Source organism: Pseudomonas sp. 01L34, assembly GCF_056400265.1.
The window spans coordinates 368,158-386,615 of the sequence record NZ_JBFTSX010000005.1; the positions used below are offsets into that span (position 1 = coordinate 368,158).

The window sequence follows — 18,458 nt, forward strand, 5'->3', positions numbered from 1 at the left end:
AAGGGGCGCTGTTGCGGCTAGTATCCGACGGGTTTCCAAGCCCGATCGCTGAATGGTCAGCGACGTCCGAGAGTATCCCGTCGAAGAAAAACGCAACAAGACGGCAAAGTGCCCAAAAAGAAAGATTCGGAGTTTGCCTACAAGGTCTGCGGGCGTCATCCGATATTGTGACACCTTCTGTAAACGAGACTAAACATGTCCCCATTTATCTGAGTTCAGCGCAGCCCCCTGTGGTGCGGTTAAATTGCGTGCTAATGAAAAAGCCCCCGCAACCATAAGGTGTCGGGGGCTTTTTTGTGTACGGGGACTCAGATCACTCCTGAGCCGCCGTCTCCTTCGTTTGACGCTTCACGATCGCATCCACCAACCGCTGGGCCAACGCCGGGTAGTTCTCGTCGAAGTGATGGCCGCCAGGCAGTTTCATCGCTTCGCCCACGGCGGTCTTGTCGGTGCAGCCGCTCTCGTCGACTTCTTCCTCTCCGTAGATGCACACCACTTTAGCCGGCGGCAGCTTGGCCATTTCCGGGCCGGTGGCGGCTTCTTTGCCGGCGTTGCCGAGCCAGCCTTCGACTTCGATCTCGAAGCTGCCGGTGCGGGCGAAGGCCAGCAGGATGATTGCGTCGACCCGCTGCTGTTCGGCTTCCGGCAGACGGTTGTAGATGGCTGGCAGAACGTCGGCGCCGAATGAGTAGCCGGTCAGGATGAAGCGCTTGGTGCCCCATTTCTGCCGGTAGTGCTGCATCAGTTCGGTCAGGTCCAGGGCGCTTTGTTCCGGGCTCTTGTGCTGCCAGTAGTAGCGCAGGGTGTCGATGCCGACCACTGGGTAGCCGATCTTGGCCATCTCGCCGGCCACGTCGCGGTCCAGGTCGCGCCAGCCGCCGTCGCCGGAGAGGAACAGGGTGACGGTGTCCTTGGCCTGGCCGGCCGGCACTTCGACCACTGGAATCTGCAGGCCGCCAGCGGCTTTATCGCCACCGACGAGGGTTTTGCGCAGTTCGTTGTTCAGCACTTGCGGCAGGTTGATGTCGTAGTCGCTGATGCTGGTTTCGGCGTTGGGCTGGTCACGCACGAAGCCGGCGCTGGTGTCGTCCGGGTTGTCGTTCCAGGCCACCAGCCAGTGACCGTGGGCGGCGCTTTTTGGCAGCAGGTGCGTGCAACCGGGTTTTTCCAGGGCCAGGTCAACCGAAATGGCCTGGGCCTTGTCGTTCTTCTGCTCGGCCAGCCAGCGCCACGCCAGCACGGCGCCAGGGCCGATGCCGCTGACCAGGGTTGCCGGGCCTTTGAGTTCTCTGAGGCCTGCTTGCAGGGCCCGACTTTGCTGGATGCAGTCCTTGGGCAGGATCACCTGGACGATCTGCGCCGAGCCGCTGCGGCTCAGGGTCATCAATTGTTTATCGCTGAGCTTCTGCTCTTCATTGACCGCCACCAGCACCTGCGCGCGCGGCGTGGTGCCGGGGATGACGCGGGTCATCGCGGCGCCATCGGCTGGCGTCAGCAGTTCGAGGGTCGGTTCGGGTGCCGGGCGTTTCAGGTACCAGTAACCGCTACCGACAATCAGGGCCAGCACTACCAGTGTGGCCAGTACGTACCGCAGGGAGCGTTGAATCATCAGCGTTTCACCAATCCAGTCAAGCCGCCCGCAATCAGGGCGGCAGTGTCGGCCAGGGCCACCAGCGGATCGAGTCCGGCGGGCACGGCCATATAACGGGGTTCCCAGTCAGGCTGGAACTTGTCTTTGAAGCGGCGCAAACCTTGGAAGTTATACAGCTGCTCACCACGGCGGAACACCATCGAGCCCAAGCGCTGGGTCAGTGGTGCGCCACGCCGGGGTTGCAACCCCGACAATGGCACCATGCCCAGGCTGAAACGCGCGTATCCATGATTTTTATAATGTTGAATCAGGCCGACCATCATGAACTCCATGGTCAGCTTCGGGGCGTCCGGGTGCGCGCGCATCAGGTCGAGGCTGGCCAGTTCATGACCGTAAGTCTCGAGCAGGTTGGCGAACGCCACCGGGCGCCCTTCGAAACGAATCACCGCGACACGGAAGTGCTTGAGGTAGTCATCGCTGAAACGCCCGAGCGAGAAGCCTTTCTCGCGCACATTCTTGCCGGTCAGCCAGGCATCGGAAATCACCTTGAGCTCGTCCATTGGCGCTTGCCCCGGCTCATGGATCTCCAGCGACAGGCCGTCACGGGTGCCACGGTTCCAGGTGTAGCGCAGGTCCTTCATCTCTTTGCCTTTGGCTTCGAGATCGAAACGCTTGAGGTCGACCCGGGCTTCTTCGCCGAGCTTGATCGCAGTCAGGCCGATGTCCATGTAGTACGGCAGGTTCTCGGCACGCACTTGATAAAACACAGGGCGGGCGTGGTGGATATCGCACAGGTCACGGAACTGCCAGATCATTTCCGCCCGTTGCTGGGTCGGGCCGATCGGGTCATACAGCGCTACCAGGCTGCGGCCACGGCGGGCGTACATCAGGAACGCCTCGTCGTTGGGGTGGAACAGCAGCGCCTTGTCACCGGTCAGGGCCAGGCCGCCATCCGGTTGGGACGAGGCCATGAGGATATTAGCCGCGCGCTCCAGTTCATCGGAGGTTGGCAGGTGGATTATCGGACGCGCGGTACGCAGCAGCCACGTCAGGGATACCACCACCAGCAGCACCGCGGCACCCAGCAACGAGCGCAAGCCTCGCGGGGCGTCGGCGTCGAGGGTGAACTGCCACCAGAGTTGATGGCTGTACGGAACGTCCTGATAGGCGAACAGCAGCAACCAGATCGATGCGCCGAGTACGCAAAGACTCGACACCAGATACAGCGGCGAAAACGGCAGCTCGGTCAGGCGGCTGGGGCGGTAGAACGAACGCCGGAAAACCCCCAGCAAACTTGCTGTCAGGGTCATCAGGCTGGCTTCTTCCCAATCGAAGCCTTTGAGCAGAGAGAGCACGGCGCCGACCAACAACAGAATGGTGGTCAGCATCCACGCGGCCGACAGGCGGCGACGCAAGCCCTGAGCCAGCAGCAGGCAGAGCACGCCCACCAGGCTGGCGCCGAAGTGCGAGGCGTCGACCAGTCGATGCGGGATCAGAAAGCCGATGTGTTCAAGGCGCGTATCGATCTCCGGCGTTACGCCAGAGAACAGCAACACCACGCCGGACAGGAACACCAGCACCGCCAGAATCGGCGCGGCCAGGCCTGAGGCGGCGCGTAGCGTCTGGCGTGTCTGAAACAGGCGCTGGCCCTCGTTGATCAGCAGCAGTACGCAAGCCACCAGCAGCGGCAAGATCACGTAGATCAGGCGGTAGAGCAGCAGGGCGGCAGCCAGTGGCGCGGCACCGAGCTTGTCGGCGAAGGCCGCCAGCAAAATCGCTTCGAACACCCCGACACCGCCGGGTACATGGCTGAGCACGCCAGCGGCCAGGGCCAATAGATAGACCAGCAGGAACGCACCGAAGGGTGGCGCTTCGGGCAGCAACAGATAGAGCACTGTCGCGGCGGCGGCCACGTCCAGGGCGGTGATGACCAGTTGCAGGAAGGTCAGGCGGCGGCCCGGCAGGCGCAAGGTGCGGCGGCCGACCTTGACCAGCAGGTTGTCCGGGTAAGGCTGTTCCGGCAAGCGACGGCGGTAGATACCGATCGCCAGGACCGTGGCGAGCAGCAGCACGGCCCCTGCAATCGCACCCAGCAACGTCTCGGAGAAACCCAGGGCCAGCGAGGCGGCGGGCAGGTTGCTGAGGGTGGCGAGGGCGGCCAGGGGCGGGAGGGCGCAGCCGAGCGAGAGGCTGGCAAACAGCGTCATGTGCGCGACTTCCGAAGCCCCCACGCCATGCCGTGCATATAGACGGTAGCGAACCGAGCCCCCCGACAGCAGCGACAGACCGATGGCATTGCCGATGGCGAAGGCGGTGAAGCCCCCCAGCGCCACGACTCGCGGCGCCAGTGTCACGCCGGCATAACGGCTGGCCGACCATTCGTAACCCAGCAGAATGATGAAGCCGACGACGGTCGCGCCTAACGCTCCCAGCAAGGCCGGTCTCGGCACTTCCAGGATCGAGTCGTGCAGCGCGTACAGATCGAGTTCGCTCAGCAGGTGACGACAGGCAATCAGCGCGATGGCGAACAGCAGCAAAGTGACCGCCAGACCGATGGGTTGACGGTATTTGCTGATTCGATCCAGCAAGCGCAGACGCTCGGCTTTGATCGGTTGTGTCGCTGTGACGGTGTCTTGTGGATCAGACGAGTTGGCGCGCATCAATCACCTCTTGGATTGTGCGCGACAGGATGGGGGTATCCAGCCAAGTTACCAATCCCTGTAGAAAAAAATAATCACAAATATTAACGCGTCTCACCGGGTATAGGCGATGGCGCATCACCAGTCGTCGAGGGTTTTCCTTGCGGTTCAGCCTAGGTCTGAACTCACAGTCTGGCGACCCTGAACGGCTCACTGCACAGTGACAGATCATTGTTGCGAAAGGACTTTTTCAACAGATACAAAAAAGGCCACTCTTTCGAGTAGCCTTTTTTGATGTTTGGTTGCGGGAGCCGGATTTGAACCGACGACCTTCGGGTTATGAGCCCGACGAGCTACCAGACTGCTCCATCCCGCGTCTGTGTGGCGGCATTCTACAGGCGAACGCCGTAGTGTCAACCGTTAATCCAAGTATGGGTCAAATAAACCAGAATCAGCGCTGAACGGTCGCCGAGGAACGCTAAGTTTCGGAATCAGAAGGATTTCTCGTTTCTGCTCGGTAAAGCATGAAACGCTGATTTTTTATAAAACAGGCGCGCACAAAAAAGGCCACTCTTTCGAGTAGCCTTTTTCGATGTTTGGTTGCGGGAGCCGGATTTGAACCGACGACCTTCGGGTTATGAGCCCGACGAGCTACCAGACTGCTCCATCCCGCGTCTGTGTGTCGGCATTCTACAGAGGATCGCCGGGCTGTCAACCTTCAATCTCGGTAAAATCTGTTCCTGTTCAATCGCTTAGGTGAAAGCAGGGGGTGTGGATCGGGCTGAAACGCAGGCAGGGCAAGGCTTTTGGCTCTATCGGTAGGTGGCTTTCGATTGAGAAAATAAATTCCTCCGGTACTTTTCCTATCGCTTGAAAAGAAGATTCAGACTACTGGTGCTATATACAGGTGTCAGTGAGATACTGCCGGTACGACACGCCGATACTTCATTTCTTCGCCATGAACACCGCTTTTATATGACGCAGCGAAAAATCATCCACGTCGATTGTGACTGCTTCTATGCCGCCATCGAGATGCGTGACGACCCGCGCCTGGCCGGTAAGCCTTTGGCGGTGGGCGGCTCGGCGGATCGGCGTGGGGTGATTGCTACCTGTAACTATGAAGCGCGGGCGTATGGCGTGCGCTCGGCCATGTCTTCCGGACATGCCTTGAAACTGTGTCCGGACCTGACCATCGTCAAGCCGCGCATGGAGGCTTATAGAGAAGCGTCGAAGGAAATTCATACGATCTTTCGCGATTACACCGACCTGATCGAGCCGCTTTCCCTGGACGAGGCGTACCTCGATGTCTCGGACAGTGCGCATTTCGGCGGCAGTGCCACGCGAATTGCCCAGGATATTCGCCGCCGGGTGTCCAATCAGTTGCACATCACCGTGTCGGCCGGCGTGGCGCCGAACAAGTTTCTTGCCAAGATCGCCAGCGACTGGAAGAAGCCCAATGGCTTGTTCGTGATCACGCCCGATCAGGTGGACGACTTTGTCAGCGGCTTGCCGGTGAGCAAGTTGCACGGTGTTGGCAAAGTGACCGCTGACAAACTGGGCAAGCTCGGCATCATCGATTGCGCGCAATTACGCGAGTGGAACAAATTGGCGCTGGTGCGTGAATTCGGCAGCTTCGGCGAGCGACTCTGGAGCCTGGCCCGTGGGATCGATGAGCGGTTGGTGCACAACGACAGTCGTCGGCAGTCGATCAGCGTTGAAAACACCTATGACGTGGACCTGCCGGATCTGGTGAGTTGTCTGGATAAATTGCCGGAGCTGCTGGAGTCCCTGAATGGCCGAATGGCGCGGATCGACAGCAGCTATCGCCCGGGCAAACCGTTCGTCAAAGTGAAATTCCACGATTTTACCCAGACTACGTTGGAGCAGGCCGGGGCAGGGCGGGATCTGGGGAGTTATCAGCTGTTGTTGACCCAGGCCTTCAATCGCGGCGGGAAACCGGTGCGGTTGTTGGGGGTTGGGGTGAGGCTGGAGGATTTGCGGGGCGGGTTCGAACAGTTGGAGTTGTTTGAGCGGTGAGATTTTAAAATCAAAAGATCGCAGCCTTCGGCAGCTCCTACAGGGTGTACTCCATCCAATGTAGGAGCCGTCGAAGGCTGCGATCTTTTAATAGGCCTTAATTCGGCCCCGGATCCGCCACCAGTCGCCCGGCATCCTTGGTCAGTGACTTGAGGAACTCAGCCTGCAACTCGGGATCGTTGCGGGTCAGTTCGATCAGGCTCTGTTCCAATTCGCTGGCTTCTTCTTCCAGACCCAGTTCCGACAGGCGCTTGACCCGGTGCACCCACTGGCTCACCTCGTCGTCTTCGAGATCGTCGTAAATCAGCCCATGGGCTTCGAGCAGCTTGCCGCGCAAGTTGTTACTGATCGCCAGTGACGAGTTGGTGTGCACATCGTCCTTGTTGTCCTCGACACTGATCTGCAGCTTGCCCAGATGATTGAGGTCATGTTCGGCGAACGGGCTGTCCAGCAGGTTCAGGCGCAACACACCGTTGCGGTCGGTGCTCAGCTCGAACGTGTCCTTGCCGGCCTTGACCTGCACCGGACGCTCGCTCCAGGGCAGACTCGAGTATTCCGTGCGCTTGTCACGCTGGACTTCGTCGATGCTCGCCAGGTTCTGCTGCGCGCGACCGTGAGACTGCACGTTCATGAACGGGTTGAGCCCGGCAAAACCATAGCTGAGCCAATCCTTCGTCACGCTGTCCGGCAGATTACCGAGGGCGAACACGTTGACCACGTTCGCACCGATGCCGGCCACTACGGCCACCGCCCCCAGTGGGATCTCATAGATCTCCCTCCAGGGTTGGTAAGGCGTGTAGCGGTCATAGTGGCGTGTGACTTCGAACTCGGTGACTTCGAAGGTCTTCTGCTCGTGGATTTTCACCCGGCGTTGCGGCAGCTCCAGCACTTTGGGCTCGCCGACATCGATCTGCAGGCTGTGATCGAGCAACTTACGCTCGACCCGCTCCTCGTGCTCGCTGCGTTGTGACATGTGATTGGCACAGCCGCTGACCAGCAGGGTGCCGCACAGGGCGGCACCACCGAGGCCTAAGGTGTTTCGCTTGAACATGACGTCTCTATCTGGTGTCAGCGGCGGATACGGGCCTGGAGGAAAGACAGCACGTCAGCAACCGGCAGCGCTTGCGCCTCGGCTTCGGTACGGCTCTTGTATTCCAGATTGCCGTCGGCGAGGCCGCGGTCACTGACCACGATCCGGTGTGGAATGCCGATCAGCTCCATGTCCGCGAACTTGATGCCCGGGCTGGTTTTCTTGTCGCGGTCGTCCAGCAGCACGTCGAAGCCGGCGGCAGTCAGTTCTGCGTAGAGCTTGTCGGTGGCTTCGCGAACCTGTTCGGTTTCGTAGCGCAGCGGTACCAGAGCAATCTGGAACGGGGCCAGAGCGTCGCTCCAGATGATCCCGTTCTCGTCGTTGTTCTGTTCGATGGCGGCAGCTACTACGCGGGATACACCAATGCCGTAGCAGCCCATTTCCAGGGTGACCGGTTTGCCGTTCTCGCCCAGCACTTCGCACTTCATCGCTTTGCTGTACTTGTTGCCCAGCTGGAAGATGTGCCCGACTTCGATGCCGCGCTTGATTTCCAACGTGCCTTTGCCGTCAGGGCTTGGGTCGCCGGAGACAACGTTGCGCAGGTCGGCAACGGTCGGAACCGGCAGATCGCGCTCCCAGTTCACGCCAAAGTAGTGCTTGTCGTCGATGTTGGCACCGATGCCGAAGTCGCTCATCAGTTCGACGGAACGGTCGATGATGATCGGCAGCGGCAGGTTCAGCGGGCCGAGGGAACCGGCGCCGGCGCCAATGGCGTCGCGCAGTTCGGCTTCGGAAGCCATGACCAGTGGGCTGGCAACGCCAGGCTGGTTGGCGGCCTTGATTTCGTTCAGTTCGTGGTCGCCACGGATGATCAGGGCAATCAGCTTGCCTTTCTCTTCAGCGTGCACCACCAGGGTCTTGATGGTTTTTTCGATCGGCAGGTTGAAGCCTTCGACCAGTTGCGCAATGGTCTTGGCGTTCGGCGTGTCGACCAGACGCAGCTCTTCGGCAGGCAGTGGACGAGAGGTTTCCCGCGGTACGGCTTCGGCTTTCTCGATGTTCGCGGCGTAGTCGGAACCGTTGCTGAAGACGATGTCGTCTTCGCCGGACTCGGCCAGTACGTGGAACTCGTGGGAACCGGCGCCACCGATGGAGCCGTTGTCGGCTTCAACCGGACGGAATTTCAGGCCCAGGCGGGTGAACACGTTGCAGTACGCCTGGTGCATGCGGTCGTAGGTGACCTGCAGCGATGCCTGGTCGGCGTGGAACGAGTAGGCGTCCTTCATGATGAATTCGCGGCCACGCATCAAACCGAAGCGTGGGCGGATTTCGTCACGGAACTTGGTCTGGATCTGATACAGGTTGATCGGCAGCTGTTTGTAGCTGCTCAACTCGTTGCGCATCAGGTCGGTGATGACCTCTTCGTGAGTCGGGCCGGCGCAGAAGTCGCGACCGTGGCGATCCTTGAAACGCAGCAATTCAGGGCCGTATTCTTCCCAGCGACCCGATTCCTGCCATAGCTCAGCCGGTTGAGTGCTCGGCATCAACACTTCGAGAGAACCGGCGGCGTTCATTTCTTCACGCACGATGGCTTCGACCTTGCGCATCACTCGCAAGCCCATCGGCAGCCAGGTGTACAGGCCCGAGGCGAGTTTGCGGATCATGCCGGCGCGCAGCATCAGCTGATGGCTGATGACGACCGCGTCGGAAGGCGTTTCTTTCTGTGTGGCGAGCAAAAATTGACTGGTGCGCATGGTTGGCCGTTGTCGGTTGCTGATAACGAGAAGTAATGGGGCATTGTACGGGCGAGATCTGCTGGCGTACAGGCGTGCGGCCGGCTGTGTGGCTGGAGGGCGAGAATCTGCTCGCCCTCTGCGTCCTGTATCAAAGAGGCTGCGATTCTTCCGTGACCGGGGTCTGAGCCGGTTCAGGTGTCGGGGTCGGACCGGCACGGCGGTTTTCCTGGAACCAGTGCAAGGCGATCAACAGCAGCGTCGGAACGCCCAGCAGGGCAGTGATCAGGAAGAAGTTGTGGTAGCCGAATTTTTCCACCATGACCCCTGAATAGCCGCCGATCAGGCGAGGCAACAAGAGCATGATCGAGCTGAGCAGGGCGTACTGGGTCGCGGAGAATTTGAGGTTGGTCAGGCTCGACAGGTAAGCGACGAACGCCGAAGTCGCCAGGCCCGAGCTGAAGTTGTCCAGGGAAATGGTGACGATCAGCATCCGCAGATTGGCGCCCATGTCCGTGAGCATCAGGAACAGCAGGTTAGTGGCCGCCGATGCGGCACCGCCGATGAACAGAATGGGCAGAATGCCGAAGCGCACGATGAGCAGGCCGCCCATACCGGCGCCGACCAATGTCATGATCAGGCCGAAAATCTTGCTGACACTGGCAATCTGATCCTTGGTGAACCCTTGGTCGATGTAGAACACGTTGGCCATCACGCCCATGACCGTATCGGACATCCGGTAGGTGGCGATCAGCCCAAGCAGCAGCAGGGCTTGCCAGCGGTAACGCAGAATGAAGTCGTTGACCGGCGTCAGCACCGGCGCCAGGCCACGGCGGCCCATGGCCGACAAGCACAGGGCGGTGAGCGTGGTATAGAGGATTGCCCGCAGGAATGCGCGGTCTTCGAGCAACAGGTCGAGCAGGCTGACGCCGTTGAATAGCACGCTGGCGAAGTCGGTGTTGTAGAACTGGGTGAACATGGCCGGTACGGACACCAGCAGTACGATCAGCACGAACACCGACGCCAGCTGGTGCACGAAGCTGTAGCGTCCGGCCTGAAGCTGAGTGCGCAGTGGCACCGGCGGTTCGCGCATGAAGAAGGAGGTCAGCAGCGCCGGGATCATCAAGATGCCGAACAGCAGATAGGTGCCAGTCCACGCCGCATGTTTGTAGTTGAAACCGGTGGAGCCGAAGCCTTCGGCAAAAAACAGCGCGCCCGCCGTTGCCAGCAGGGCCGCGACCCGATAACCGGCCATGTAGCTGGCCGCCAGTGCAGCCTGGCGGGTATCGTCGACGATTTCCAGGCGATAGGCGTCGATGGCAATGTCTTGCGTTGCCGAAGCAAAGGCGACTACCACAGCGATGGCGATCAGCCAGGACAGGTGTTTTTGCGGGTCGCAGAAACCCATGCCGATCAGGCCGAGGATCACCAGTGCCTGGGCCAGCACCAGCCAGGAGCGTCGTCGGCCCAGCTTGCCGAGCAGGGGTAGGCGCCACTGGTCGAGCAGCGGGGACCAGACCCATTTAAAGGCGTAGGCCAGGCCGATCAGGCTTGCATAGCCGATGGTTTCGCGGGCAACACCGGCCTCGCGCAGCCAGACTGAAAGCGTCGAAAACACCAGCATGTAGGGCAGGCCGGCGGCGAAACCAAGCAGCAACAGCACGAGCGTCGAGGGGCTGGCATAGGCGGCGAGCGCGGCGCGCCAGGTTTTACGGGGCATGGGCTGGAGTCTGCCTCAAGAATTACGGAAACAAAGCGCGCACTCTAACCGCTGTGCTCTACCGGGCGCCAGCCATGGCGCTGAATATCAACACGATTGTTCAGAACACTGATGCCTTCCATGCGCAATCGGGCCCGCTGTTCATCCCCTGAAGGGCTGCCTGCAGGCAGGCTGATCCGACCGCCGGCACCCAGCACGCGATGCCAGGGCAATTTAGTGTCACCGGGCAGTTGGCTCAATGTTCGCCCGACCCAGCGGGCGGCGCGACCCAGTCCCGCCAGTTCGGCGAGCTGACCGTAACTCACGACTTTGCCCTCGGGCACTTGTGCCAGGGTCAGGTAGAGCGCCGTGCGTCGGATTTGCGCTGCGCTTTCGGTTTCAGCGGTTGAGTCGGTCACGTCCGGGTTCCTGAAAAAAATACGCATTGACCGTCTGTAGGGTAAATCCTGGATTGTCAGTTGAGAAATGAACTCAATAGAAATAGCCGGGTCAGTCCTTGCCAGGGCCTTATTTCCAAGAATAATGCCGATTTTTTTTCGCAAAGTTGAGCTTTTGATTCGCTTATGTTGCCCAGAACCTTACTGTGCCTCGCTGTCGTCAGTGCATCCACTCCCTTGCTCGCCGATACGGTCTGGTTGAAGAACGGTGACAAGCTGAGCGGCAAGATTACGCTCTTCGATGGCGGCAAGCTGTTGATCCAGACCCCGTATGCCGGTGCGGTTCCGATTGACTGGAAAGAGGTCAAAACCCTGGAAAGCGATCAGCAAATGTTGGTCAAACAGGATGCTTACACTGGCGAGAAGGCCAAGTCGCTGCATGCGGCGGAGGACGGCAAGGTCATCCTGGCCAACGGCGATGGCCCCAAGACTGTGGAGTTGGCCAGCATTCAGCAGATGCTCAAGCCCAAGCCGGTGGTCGAGGATTTGGTGTGGAAGGGTAATGTCGACATGGCCCTGGATTATCGGCGGGCCGAAAAAGATACCGATGATTATGACGTCGGCTTCAAAACCAGCGCGCGTCATGGTCGGTGGCGTCATACGGCGGAAGGTGAGTACAACCGCGAGTTCCAGGATAGCGTCGTTACCACTGATAACTGGCGTGCCGAGTATTCTCTGGACCGATTCCTTACCGATAAGTGGTTCTGGCAAGGTCGTTTGAATTACAAGCGCGACAAGGTCGAAGAGTTGTCCCGGCAGCGCACCATCGGTACCGGCCCCGGTTATCAGTTCTGGGATGACGAACTGGGTGCCTTCTCCCTAGGGTCGCTCTTGAATAACACCGATTATGAGTATTCCAATGGCCGCAAGGAAAATTTCTATTCCTTGGCGATGAAGTGGGACTACAACCGTTATCTGGTCGGCAAAAAGGTTGAGTTCTTCACCAAGGGTGAGGTGGGTAAGCCTTTGTCGGGTGTCGCGGATTACGCCCTCGATGCCGAGGTCGGTCTGCGCTACAAAGTCACTGATTGGGCATCGCTGAATCTGAAGGCTGAGAGAGACATTATCAGCGGCAGCGATGAGGCTGACCTGAACAAGACCCGATATACCGCAGGGTTTGGCGTGGCCTGGTAACACGCTGGAAGATCAAAAGATCGCAGCCTTCGGCAGCTCCGCACTTGTGGGTGCCGCCGAAGGCTGCGATTTTTTGTTGCCTCACAAAACACACAGGCACAAAAAAGCCCCGCTTTTAAGGGCGGGGCCTTTTACTAAAGCAAGTACAAGTTAGATAACTTGAACTTCTTCAGCTTGCATGCCTTTCTGACCGCGGGTAGCGATGAAAGAAACCTGTTGGCCTTCTTTCAGGCTTTTGAATCCGTCGGATTGGATAGCTTTGAAGTGAACGAACAGGTCGTCACCGGATTGTGGAGTGATGAAGCCGAAGCCTTTTTCATCGTTGAACCACTTAACGGTACCGGTTTGGCGATTAGACATGGTGTAACTCCTTGAACAAAGATAACTGCGACTCAGGAAGAACCCTGGCCGAGACTGAGTGCAAAGAGCAGGAAAAATTCTTGTAGATGGTTGGATCGAAATTCAACATATCGTGTAGAGATTCTCAGTGACACAAGCAGCACAGTGGCGCCACCTTAACCCTTTTTCCGGAACGTGCCAATGGTTCTTGCGAAGGTTTCTCTTTTTTAATGACTGACGGTTAATAACATGGCGGTGAGGCCCCGGAATTCACGGGGGAACGGCGAGAATTGTCTCCCAGACTTTGAACCCGGAGCGCCTGCCCGGTAAGATGCCGGACAGAATTTTTCCGCCTCGCTATTCAGGACACCCGCCATGAGCATCAAATCGGACAAGTGGATTCGCCGCATGGCGCAAGAGCACGGCATGATCGAGCCTTTCGTGGAACGTCAGGTGCGCGGCAGTGACGACAGTCGTGTGATCTCCTATGGTGTGTCGAGCTACGGCTACGATGTGCGTTGCACCAATCATTTCAAGGTGTTCACCAACATCAATTCGGCCATCGTCGATCCGAAAAACTTCGACGCTGGCAGCTTCGTCGACATCCACAGCGACGTGTGCATCATCCCGCCAAACTCTTTCGCCCTGGCCAGTACCGTCGAATACTTCCGCATTCCGCGCAACGTATTGACCATCTGTCTGGGCAAGAGCACCTACGCCCGCTGCGGCATCATCGTCAACGTGACTCCGCTCGAGCCCGAGTGGGAAGGCCATGTGACCCTGGAGTTCTCGAACACCACCAACCTGCCGGCGAAGATCTACGCCAACGAAGGCGTGGCGCAGATGCTGTTCCTCGAGTCCGACGAGGAATGTGAAGTGTCCTACAAGGACCGTGGTGGCAAGTATCAGGGCCAGCGTGGCGTGACCCTGCCGCGTACCTGAGTCAACCGTCTGACAACCCGTTGGAATTCCTGGGCGGGCGTACACTCTATGGGGTGTACTGCTCCGATTCGCGCAAGGCGGATCGGGCCATCGCTCAGGAGTGCTTCATGAAGATCGATCCGCGAATAAGTGCCGAACTGGCAAGGCTCGAGCCCAATCAGGTTGGTGTGCTGGCCTGGTCCTTGTTGGCGCATCCGCCAGTCAGTATGGCAGGGGGCATCCCCCATCAGCCTGATCCCGACACCCCCAATGAAGATCCGACAGAACCCGGAGAGCCCACCCTGCCGGATGAGCCACCTCCCGCACCTGTGGTCTGATACCCGCTTTTGTGGGAGCGAGCATCGCTCGCTCCCACGGGAAGGTGGCGTTTTACTTGAGGTTGCCGCTCAAGAACTGCTTCAAGCGCTCACTCTTCGGATTGCCCAGCACGTCTTCCGGCGCGCCTTCTTCTTCCACCAGCCCCTGATGCAGGAACAGCACCTGGCTCGACACTTTGCGGGCGAAGCTCATTTCATGGGTGACCATGATCATGGTCCGGCCTTCCTCGGCCAGGCCCTGAATTACCTTGAGCACTTCGCCCACCAGTTCCGGGTCGAGTGCTGAGGTTGGTTCGTCGAACAGCATGACTTCAGGTTCCATGGCCAGCGCACGGGCAATGGCTACCCGTTGTTGCTGACCGCCTGACAGGAACGCCGGGTACTGATCCGCCACACGCGGCGCCAGGCCAACCTTGTCGAGGTAACGTCGGGCACGGTCCTCGGCTTCTGCCTTGCTGCAACCGAGCACCCGCCGCGGGGCCATGGTGATGTTTTCCAGCACCGTCATGTGGCTCCACAGGTTGAAGTGCTGGAACACCATGGCCAGGCGGGTGCGGATCCGTTGCAGCTCATCGGGGTCGGCCACATGGATTCCGTGACGGTCCTTGGCCATGCGGATGTTCTGGCCGTCCATGCTCATGGTGCCGTCGTTGGGTTGCTCTAGAAAGTTGATGCAGCGCAAAAAGGTGCTTTTGCCCGAGCCGCTGGCGCCGATCAGGCTGATAACGTCGCCGGTTTTGGCCTTGAGCGAAACGCCTTTGAGCACCTGATGATCGCCATAGCTTTTATGCAGGCCTTCGATGGTCAGTTTGTACATGGGGCATGCATCCTCAAGGCGAAAGTAGATAGCCGCTGCGATAGGCTTCGGTGCCCGCGACGTGGGCGATTACCATGCCGGCAGTGGCCATGCGCCGCAGCGAACGGGCGTACATCAGCCCGGCGACGGTGCAATGAACAGGGGTGACGCGATCATTGATCGGGTCGATGACTTCGGCGATCAGTTGCCCGGCCTCCAGGTATTCCCCGGGCAGGACTGTAAACACCAGCAGTCCGCCCACGGGTGTCGCGACCGGTTCGACGCCGGCCAGCGGCGTGGCCGGGTAGGGCAGTTCCGGTAAGGGCGCCGGCTCACCGGCAATCGCGCCGAAGTGAATCAGATAATCGATCAGCGCTTGGCAGTCGAGGCTGGCCAACGGGTGATTAACGTCGCCCTGACCGCGCAATTCGACGGTGACCGAAAAGCTGCCCAGCGGAATATCGAAATGCTCGCCGAAGCGTTCTTTCAACTGCCACCAGAGCAGGGTGAAGCATTCATCGAATGACTGGCCACCAGAGTCGGTGGCCAACAGGCTGGCTTCGGCACCGATGTAACGCGCCAGCGGCTCGACCTGAGGCCAGGCTTCGGGCGTGGTGTAGAGGTGTGCGACGGCTTCGAAATCGCAATGCAGGTCCAGTACCATGTCCGCATCGCAAGCCAGTCGTTGCAGGGTCAGGCGTTGGGATTGTAGTTGCGTGCTGGCGGTATGGCGCGCCAATACGTCGCGCAGGCTGCTGCGGATCAGTTCGAGGTTGCGTTGTGGATCGTCGCCCAGCAGGCCTTCGATCTCGTTGCCGACTTCTTCACTCAAGTCGACGAACCAGCGATTGAAGTTCTGCCCGCTTTCCAGCTCGTAACGGCCCAATGGAACGTCCATCAACACTTGTTCCAGGCCGACCGGGTTGGCCACGGGCACCAGCACGATTTCGCTGCGCAGCCGGCCGGCGGCTTCCAGCTCCGCCAGACGCTGTTTGAGGTGCCAGGCCACCAGCATGCCGGGCAGTTCATCGGCGTGCAGGGAGGACTGGATGTAGATCTTGCCTTTGGCCGCCTGGGGGCCGAAGTGAAAGCTGTGGATCTGTCGCACGGTCCCCGGCAGTGGGGCCAGCAGGTCATGAATCTGGTGGCGCATGTACGAATTGTCCTAGTGAGTCGGCCCGAGGAAGGCCAGCCATCGGCGTTCGGCGAGGCGGAACAGGCCGACCAGCGCAAAGGTAACGGTCAGGTAGATCAGCGCGGCGATGCCGAACGACTGGAAGGTCAGGAAGGTCGCCGAGTTGGCGTCGCGCGCGACTTTCAGGACATCCGGGATGGTCGCGGTGAACGCCACGGTGGTCGAGTGCAGCATCAGGATCACTTCGTTGCTGTAGTAAGGCAGCGAGCGACGCAGCGCCGACGGCATGATCACGTAGGTGTACAGCTTCCAGCCGGTCAGCCCGTAGGCTTTGGCCGCTTCGACTTCACCGTGGTTCATGCTGCGAATCGCACCGGCGAAGATCTCCGTGGTGTAGGCGCAGGTGTTCAGGGCGAAGGCGAGGATGGTGCAGTTCATCGCATCGCGAAAGAACGCATCAAGGACGGGCTGCGCGCGCACGGCCGCCAGGCTGTAGATGCCGGTGTAACAGATCAGCAGCTGAATATAGAGCGGCGTACCCCGAAACAGATAGGTGTAGAACTGCACCGGCCAGCGCAGGTAGAGCTTGGGGGAAACCCGGGCGATGGACAGCGGGATCGACACCAGAAAGCCGATGAAGATCGACGCACTGAGCAGCCACATGGTCATGGCCAGGCCGGTGATGTTGTAGCCGTCGGTATAAAGGAAGGGTTTCCAGTATTCCTGCAAGAGTTCGATCATCGTACGGCCTCCCGGGCACCGGCGGCGTAGCGGCGTTCGAGCCAGCGCAGGACGACGTTGGAGGCACTGGTGATCAGCAAGTAGATCAATGCGGCCAGCACCAGGAAATAGAACAGTTGATAGGTGCTTTTACCGGCGTCCTGCGCCGCCTTGACCAGGTCGGCCAAGCCGATGATCGAGACCAGCGCGGTGGCCTTGAGCATCACCATCCAGTTGTTGCCGATGCCCGGCAGGGCGAAGCGCATCATTTGCGGGAACACCACGAAACGGAAACGCTGGCCACGTTTGAGGCCATAGGCGGTGGCGGCTTCGACCTGGCCCCGTGGCACGGCGAGGATTGCCCCGCGGAACGTTTCGGTGAAGTACGCGCCATAAATGAAGCCCAGGGTGATGACCCCGGCGCTGAACGGGTTGATCTCGATGTATTCCCATTCCATGAGGTCGGTTAACGAGGTCAGCCAGGTTTGCAGGCTGTAGAAGATCAGCAGCATCAACACCAGGTCTGGTACCCCGCGAATCAGCGTGGTGTAGATCTGCGCCGGCACGCGCAGCAGTTTGACTTTTGACAGCTTGGCACTGGCGCCCAGCAGGCCGAGCAACACGGCCACCAACAGCGACAACACCGATAATTTGATGGTCATCCAAGTGCCTTCCAACAGCAACGGACCGAAGCCCTGAAGGCTGAAGGCTGAGAGCCCCAGGTTTTGTAATAGGTTTTCAAACATAAATCAGCAACCTGATCGGGTGAAAAAAGCGCCCATCGCGAGATGGGCGCCGGGCATTACTTGCCGCTGTACAGATTCAGATCGCCAAAGTGTTTCTTCTGAATGGTGGCGTAGGTGCCATCGTCGTGTAACGCTTTGATACCTTTGTCCAGAAGTGCCTTGAGGTCTTTGTTACCTTTCGAGATACCGACAGCAGTTTTGGCTGGCAGCAATTCGCTGTCGACAGGCTTGCTGACTTCGTAATCGGCGCCTTTTGGCGACTTCAGGAAGCCCAGTTCGGCTTGCAGCATGTCCTGGATCGCGGCGTCGAGACGACCGGAAGTCAGGTCGGAATACACCTGATCCTGGTTGGCGTAGGCCTGGGTTTTCACGCCGGCCTTGTCCAGCACGGCTTTGGCATAGGCTTCCTGAATGGTGCCTTGCTCGTAACCGACGGTTTTACCCTTCAGCGTGGCGACGTCAGTGGTGAGGCCGGAGCCCTTCTTGAACACGTAGGCGGTAGGGCCGGAGAACAGCTCACTGGAGAAGTCGATGACTTTTTCGCGAGCCGGCGTGACGGTCATCGAAGAGATCACACCGTCGAATTTATTGGCCTTGAGGCCTGGAATCATGCCGTCGAAATCGCTTTCGACCCATTTGCACTTGACCTTCAGCTCGGCGCAGATTGCATTGCCCAGGTCGATGTCGAAGCCCACCAGGCTGCCGTCGGCTGCCTTGGATTCGAACGGCGCATAGGAAGGGTCAACACCAAAACGCAATTCTTTGTATTCCTTTGCCAGCGCGGAGCCGGCAGCCATGCACAACGCCAGTGCAGAAAGGGTCAGCAATGCTTTTTTCATTATTCAATCCCTAAGAACCAATATGAGCGCTTGTGGCGCAGAAGTACTGTTACTGAAAAGCGTAAGACCTATTAAAAGTAGCAATTTCCGAACCAGAGTCCCGAACAAGCGTTTTAAAAGGTGACACAGGAAATGGCAAAGCGCGATTTGTGCACGAAAACGGGCGCTGCCAGATTCTTGCGTCTGGATGGTGCACAGGGAAGCTGATACCCATTAAATCTTGATGCTATTTGTGTAGCAGCTGTCGAGCCTGCGAGGCTGCGTTCGGCTGCGCAGCAGTCGAAAAATCAGAACTTGCGGTGC

The 18,458-nt window shown here is 59.2% G+C and carries 16 protein-coding genes and 2 tRNA genes; 4 read left to right on the forward strand and 14 right to left on the reverse strand.

The annotated features are described in order from the left end of the window. Positions 1 to 313 precede the first annotated feature (313 nt). The 4 genes from AC1DQM_RS17290 to AC1DQM_RS17305 form a co-directional block, all read right to left on the reverse strand. Entirely contained in the window at positions 314 to 1,609 is a 1,296-nt protein-coding gene (locus AC1DQM_RS17290) for a virulence factor family protein (protein ID WP_477746570.1), read from the reverse strand. After that, a complete protein-coding gene (gene mprF / locus AC1DQM_RS17295; RefSeq protein ID WP_018926943.1) occupies positions 1,609 to 4,251 on the reverse strand; it encodes a bifunctional lysylphosphatidylglycerol flippase/synthetase MprF in 2,643 nt (880 codons plus the stop codon). The genes AC1DQM_RS17290 and mprF overlap by 1 nt, the downstream gene beginning before the upstream one ends. A gap of 278 nt (positions 4,252 to 4,529) precedes the next feature. Then, a tRNA-Met gene (locus tag AC1DQM_RS17300) sits at positions 4,530 to 4,606 on the reverse strand. Positions 4,607 to 4,827: 221 nt separating this feature from the next. Next, positions 4,828 to 4,904, reverse strand: a tRNA-Met gene (locus AC1DQM_RS17305). A 301-nt stretch (positions 4,905 to 5,205) separates the two neighbouring features. Here AC1DQM_RS17305 and dinB point away from each other — a divergent pair. Next, positions 5,206 to 6,267, forward strand: coding sequence for a DNA polymerase IV (gene dinB / locus AC1DQM_RS17310; protein ID WP_477746571.1), 1,062 nt, complete (start codon positions 5,206 to 5,208; stop codon positions 6,265 to 6,267). A 97-nt stretch (positions 6,268 to 6,364) separates the two neighbouring features. Here dinB and AC1DQM_RS17315 read toward each other — a convergent pair whose 3' ends face one another. The 4 genes from AC1DQM_RS17315 to AC1DQM_RS17330 form a co-directional block, all read right to left on the reverse strand. Then, positions 6,365 to 7,318 (reverse strand): hypothetical protein, encoded by a 954-nt coding sequence (locus tag AC1DQM_RS17315; RefSeq protein ID WP_477746572.1) that lies wholly within the window; start codon positions 7,316 to 7,318, stop codon positions 6,365 to 6,367. 17 nt (positions 7,319 to 7,335) lie between these two features. Then, positions 7,336 to 9,051, reverse strand: a complete 1,716-nt coding sequence (locus AC1DQM_RS17320) for a proline--tRNA ligase (protein ID WP_018926940.1) — start codon at positions 9,049 to 9,051, stop codon at positions 7,336 to 7,338. 130 nt (positions 9,052 to 9,181) lie between these two features. Further along, on the reverse strand, positions 9,182 to 10,750 hold the full coding sequence (locus AC1DQM_RS17325) for an AmpG family muropeptide MFS transporter (protein ID WP_018926939.1): 1,569 nt from the start codon (positions 10,748 to 10,750) through the stop codon (positions 9,182 to 9,184). 44 nt (positions 10,751 to 10,794) lie between these two features. Beyond that, positions 10,795 to 11,175, reverse strand: coding sequence for an MGMT family protein (locus tag AC1DQM_RS17330; protein ID WP_219731186.1), 381 nt, complete (start codon positions 11,173 to 11,175; stop codon positions 10,795 to 10,797). 138 nt (positions 11,176 to 11,313) lie between these two features. On the opposite strand from AC1DQM_RS17330, the gene AC1DQM_RS17335 reads away from it, so the two are divergent. Continuing rightward, a complete protein-coding gene (locus AC1DQM_RS17335) occupies positions 11,314 to 12,321 on the forward strand; it encodes a DUF481 domain-containing protein (RefSeq protein WP_111455044.1) in 1,008 nt (335 codons plus the stop codon). 150 nt (positions 12,322 to 12,471) lie between these two features. Here the strand turns inward: AC1DQM_RS17335 and AC1DQM_RS17340 are convergent, their stop codons facing one another. After that, the gene (locus AC1DQM_RS17340; protein ID WP_002554837.1) at positions 12,472 to 12,681 is read right to left on the reverse strand and encodes a cold-shock protein; all 210 of its coding nucleotides are present in this window, start codon (positions 12,679 to 12,681) and stop codon (positions 12,472 to 12,474) included. A gap of 354 nt (positions 12,682 to 13,035) precedes the next feature. On the opposite strand from AC1DQM_RS17340, the gene dcd reads away from it, so the two are divergent. Both dcd and AC1DQM_RS17350 read left to right on the forward strand, forming a co-directional pair. Beyond that, positions 13,036 to 13,602: a dCTP deaminase gene (dcd, locus tag AC1DQM_RS17345; protein ID WP_007904652.1), complete on the forward strand. Its 567-nt coding sequence runs from the start codon at positions 13,036 to 13,038 to the stop codon at positions 13,600 to 13,602. Between the two features lie 107 nt (positions 13,603 to 13,709). Beyond that, positions 13,710 to 13,919 carry a hypothetical protein gene (locus AC1DQM_RS17350; RefSeq protein WP_019580966.1) on the forward strand — a complete coding sequence of 70 codons (210 nt, stop codon included), beginning with the start codon at positions 13,710 to 13,712 and terminating at the stop codon, positions 13,917 to 13,919. Between the two features lie 52 nt (positions 13,920 to 13,971). Here the strand turns inward: AC1DQM_RS17350 and AC1DQM_RS17355 are convergent, their stop codons facing one another. The 5 genes from AC1DQM_RS17355 to AC1DQM_RS17375 are packed head-to-tail and all read right to left on the reverse strand — an operon-like array spanning position 13,972 to position 18,155. After that, positions 13,972 to 14,736: an ABC transporter ATP-binding protein gene (locus AC1DQM_RS17355; protein ID WP_007940591.1), complete on the reverse strand. Its 765-nt coding sequence runs from the start codon at positions 14,734 to 14,736 to the stop codon at positions 13,972 to 13,974. A 13-nt stretch (positions 14,737 to 14,749) separates the two neighbouring features. Next, a complete protein-coding gene (locus tag AC1DQM_RS17360) occupies positions 14,750 to 15,868 on the reverse strand; it encodes a succinylglutamate desuccinylase/aspartoacylase family protein (protein ID WP_305411361.1) in 1,119 nt (372 codons plus the stop codon). A 12-nt stretch (positions 15,869 to 15,880) separates the two neighbouring features. Continuing rightward, positions 15,881 to 16,591 (reverse strand): ABC transporter permease, encoded by a 711-nt coding sequence (locus AC1DQM_RS17365; protein WP_018926932.1) that lies wholly within the window; start codon positions 16,589 to 16,591, stop codon positions 15,881 to 15,883. Continuing rightward, positions 16,588 to 17,316, reverse strand: coding sequence for an ABC transporter permease (locus AC1DQM_RS17370; protein ID WP_018926931.1), 729 nt, complete (start codon positions 17,314 to 17,316; stop codon positions 16,588 to 16,590). The genes AC1DQM_RS17365 and AC1DQM_RS17370 overlap by 4 nt, the downstream gene beginning before the upstream one ends. A gap of 56 nt (positions 17,317 to 17,372) precedes the next feature. Further along, entirely contained in the window at positions 17,373 to 18,155 is a 783-nt protein-coding gene (locus AC1DQM_RS17375; RefSeq protein WP_018926930.1) for a transporter substrate-binding domain-containing protein, read from the reverse strand. Positions 18,156 to 18,458 lie beyond the last annotated feature (303 nt).

Excerpts from the sequence above, each read along its gene's own strand:
- AC1DQM_RS17290 (WP_477746570.1), bottom strand. The coding sequence starts at position 1,609 with ATGATTCAACGCTCCCTGCGGTACGTACTGGCCACACTGGTAGTGCTG.
- mprF (WP_018926943.1), bottom strand. The coding sequence starts at position 4,251 with ATGCGCGCCAACTCGTCTGATCCACAAGACACCGTCACAGCGACACAA.
- dinB (WP_477746571.1), top strand. The coding sequence starts at position 5,206 with ATGACGCAGCGAAAAATCATCCACGTCGATTGTGACTGCTTCTATGCC.
- AC1DQM_RS17315 (WP_477746572.1), bottom strand. The coding sequence starts at position 7,318 with ATGTTCAAGCGAAACACCTTAGGCCTCGGTGGTGCCGCCCTGTGCGGC.
- AC1DQM_RS17320 (WP_018926940.1), bottom strand. The coding sequence starts at position 9,051 with ATGCGCACCAGTCAATTTTTGCTCGCCACACAGAAAGAAACGCCTTCC.
- AC1DQM_RS17325 (WP_018926939.1), bottom strand. The coding sequence starts at position 10,750 with ATGCCCCGTAAAACCTGGCGCGCCGCGCTCGCCGCCTATGCCAGCCCC.
- AC1DQM_RS17330 (WP_219731186.1), bottom strand. The coding sequence starts at position 11,175 with ATGCGTATTTTTTTCAGGAACCCGGACGTGACCGACTCAACCGCTGAA.
- AC1DQM_RS17335 (WP_111455044.1), top strand. The coding sequence starts at position 11,314 with ATGTTGCCCAGAACCTTACTGTGCCTCGCTGTCGTCAGTGCATCCACT.
- AC1DQM_RS17340 (WP_002554837.1), bottom strand. The coding sequence starts at position 12,681 with ATGTCTAATCGCCAAACCGGTACCGTTAAGTGGTTCAACGATGAAAAA.
- dcd (WP_007904652.1), top strand. The coding sequence starts at position 13,036 with ATGAGCATCAAATCGGACAAGTGGATTCGCCGCATGGCGCAAGAGCAC.
- AC1DQM_RS17350 (WP_019580966.1), top strand. The coding sequence starts at position 13,710 with ATGAAGATCGATCCGCGAATAAGTGCCGAACTGGCAAGGCTCGAGCCC.
- AC1DQM_RS17355 (WP_007940591.1), bottom strand. The coding sequence starts at position 14,736 with ATGTACAAACTGACCATCGAAGGCCTGCATAAAAGCTATGGCGATCAT.
- AC1DQM_RS17360 (WP_305411361.1), bottom strand. The coding sequence starts at position 15,868 with ATGCGCCACCAGATTCATGACCTGCTGGCCCCACTGCCGGGGACCGTG.
- AC1DQM_RS17365 (WP_018926932.1), bottom strand. The coding sequence starts at position 16,591 with ATGATCGAACTCTTGCAGGAATACTGGAAACCCTTCCTTTATACCGAC.
- AC1DQM_RS17370 (WP_018926931.1), bottom strand. The coding sequence starts at position 17,316 with ATGTTTGAAAACCTATTACAAAACCTGGGGCTCTCAGCCTTCAGCCTT.
- AC1DQM_RS17375 (WP_018926930.1), bottom strand. The coding sequence starts at position 18,155 with ATGAAAAAAGCATTGCTGACCCTTTCTGCACTGGCGTTGTGCATGGCT.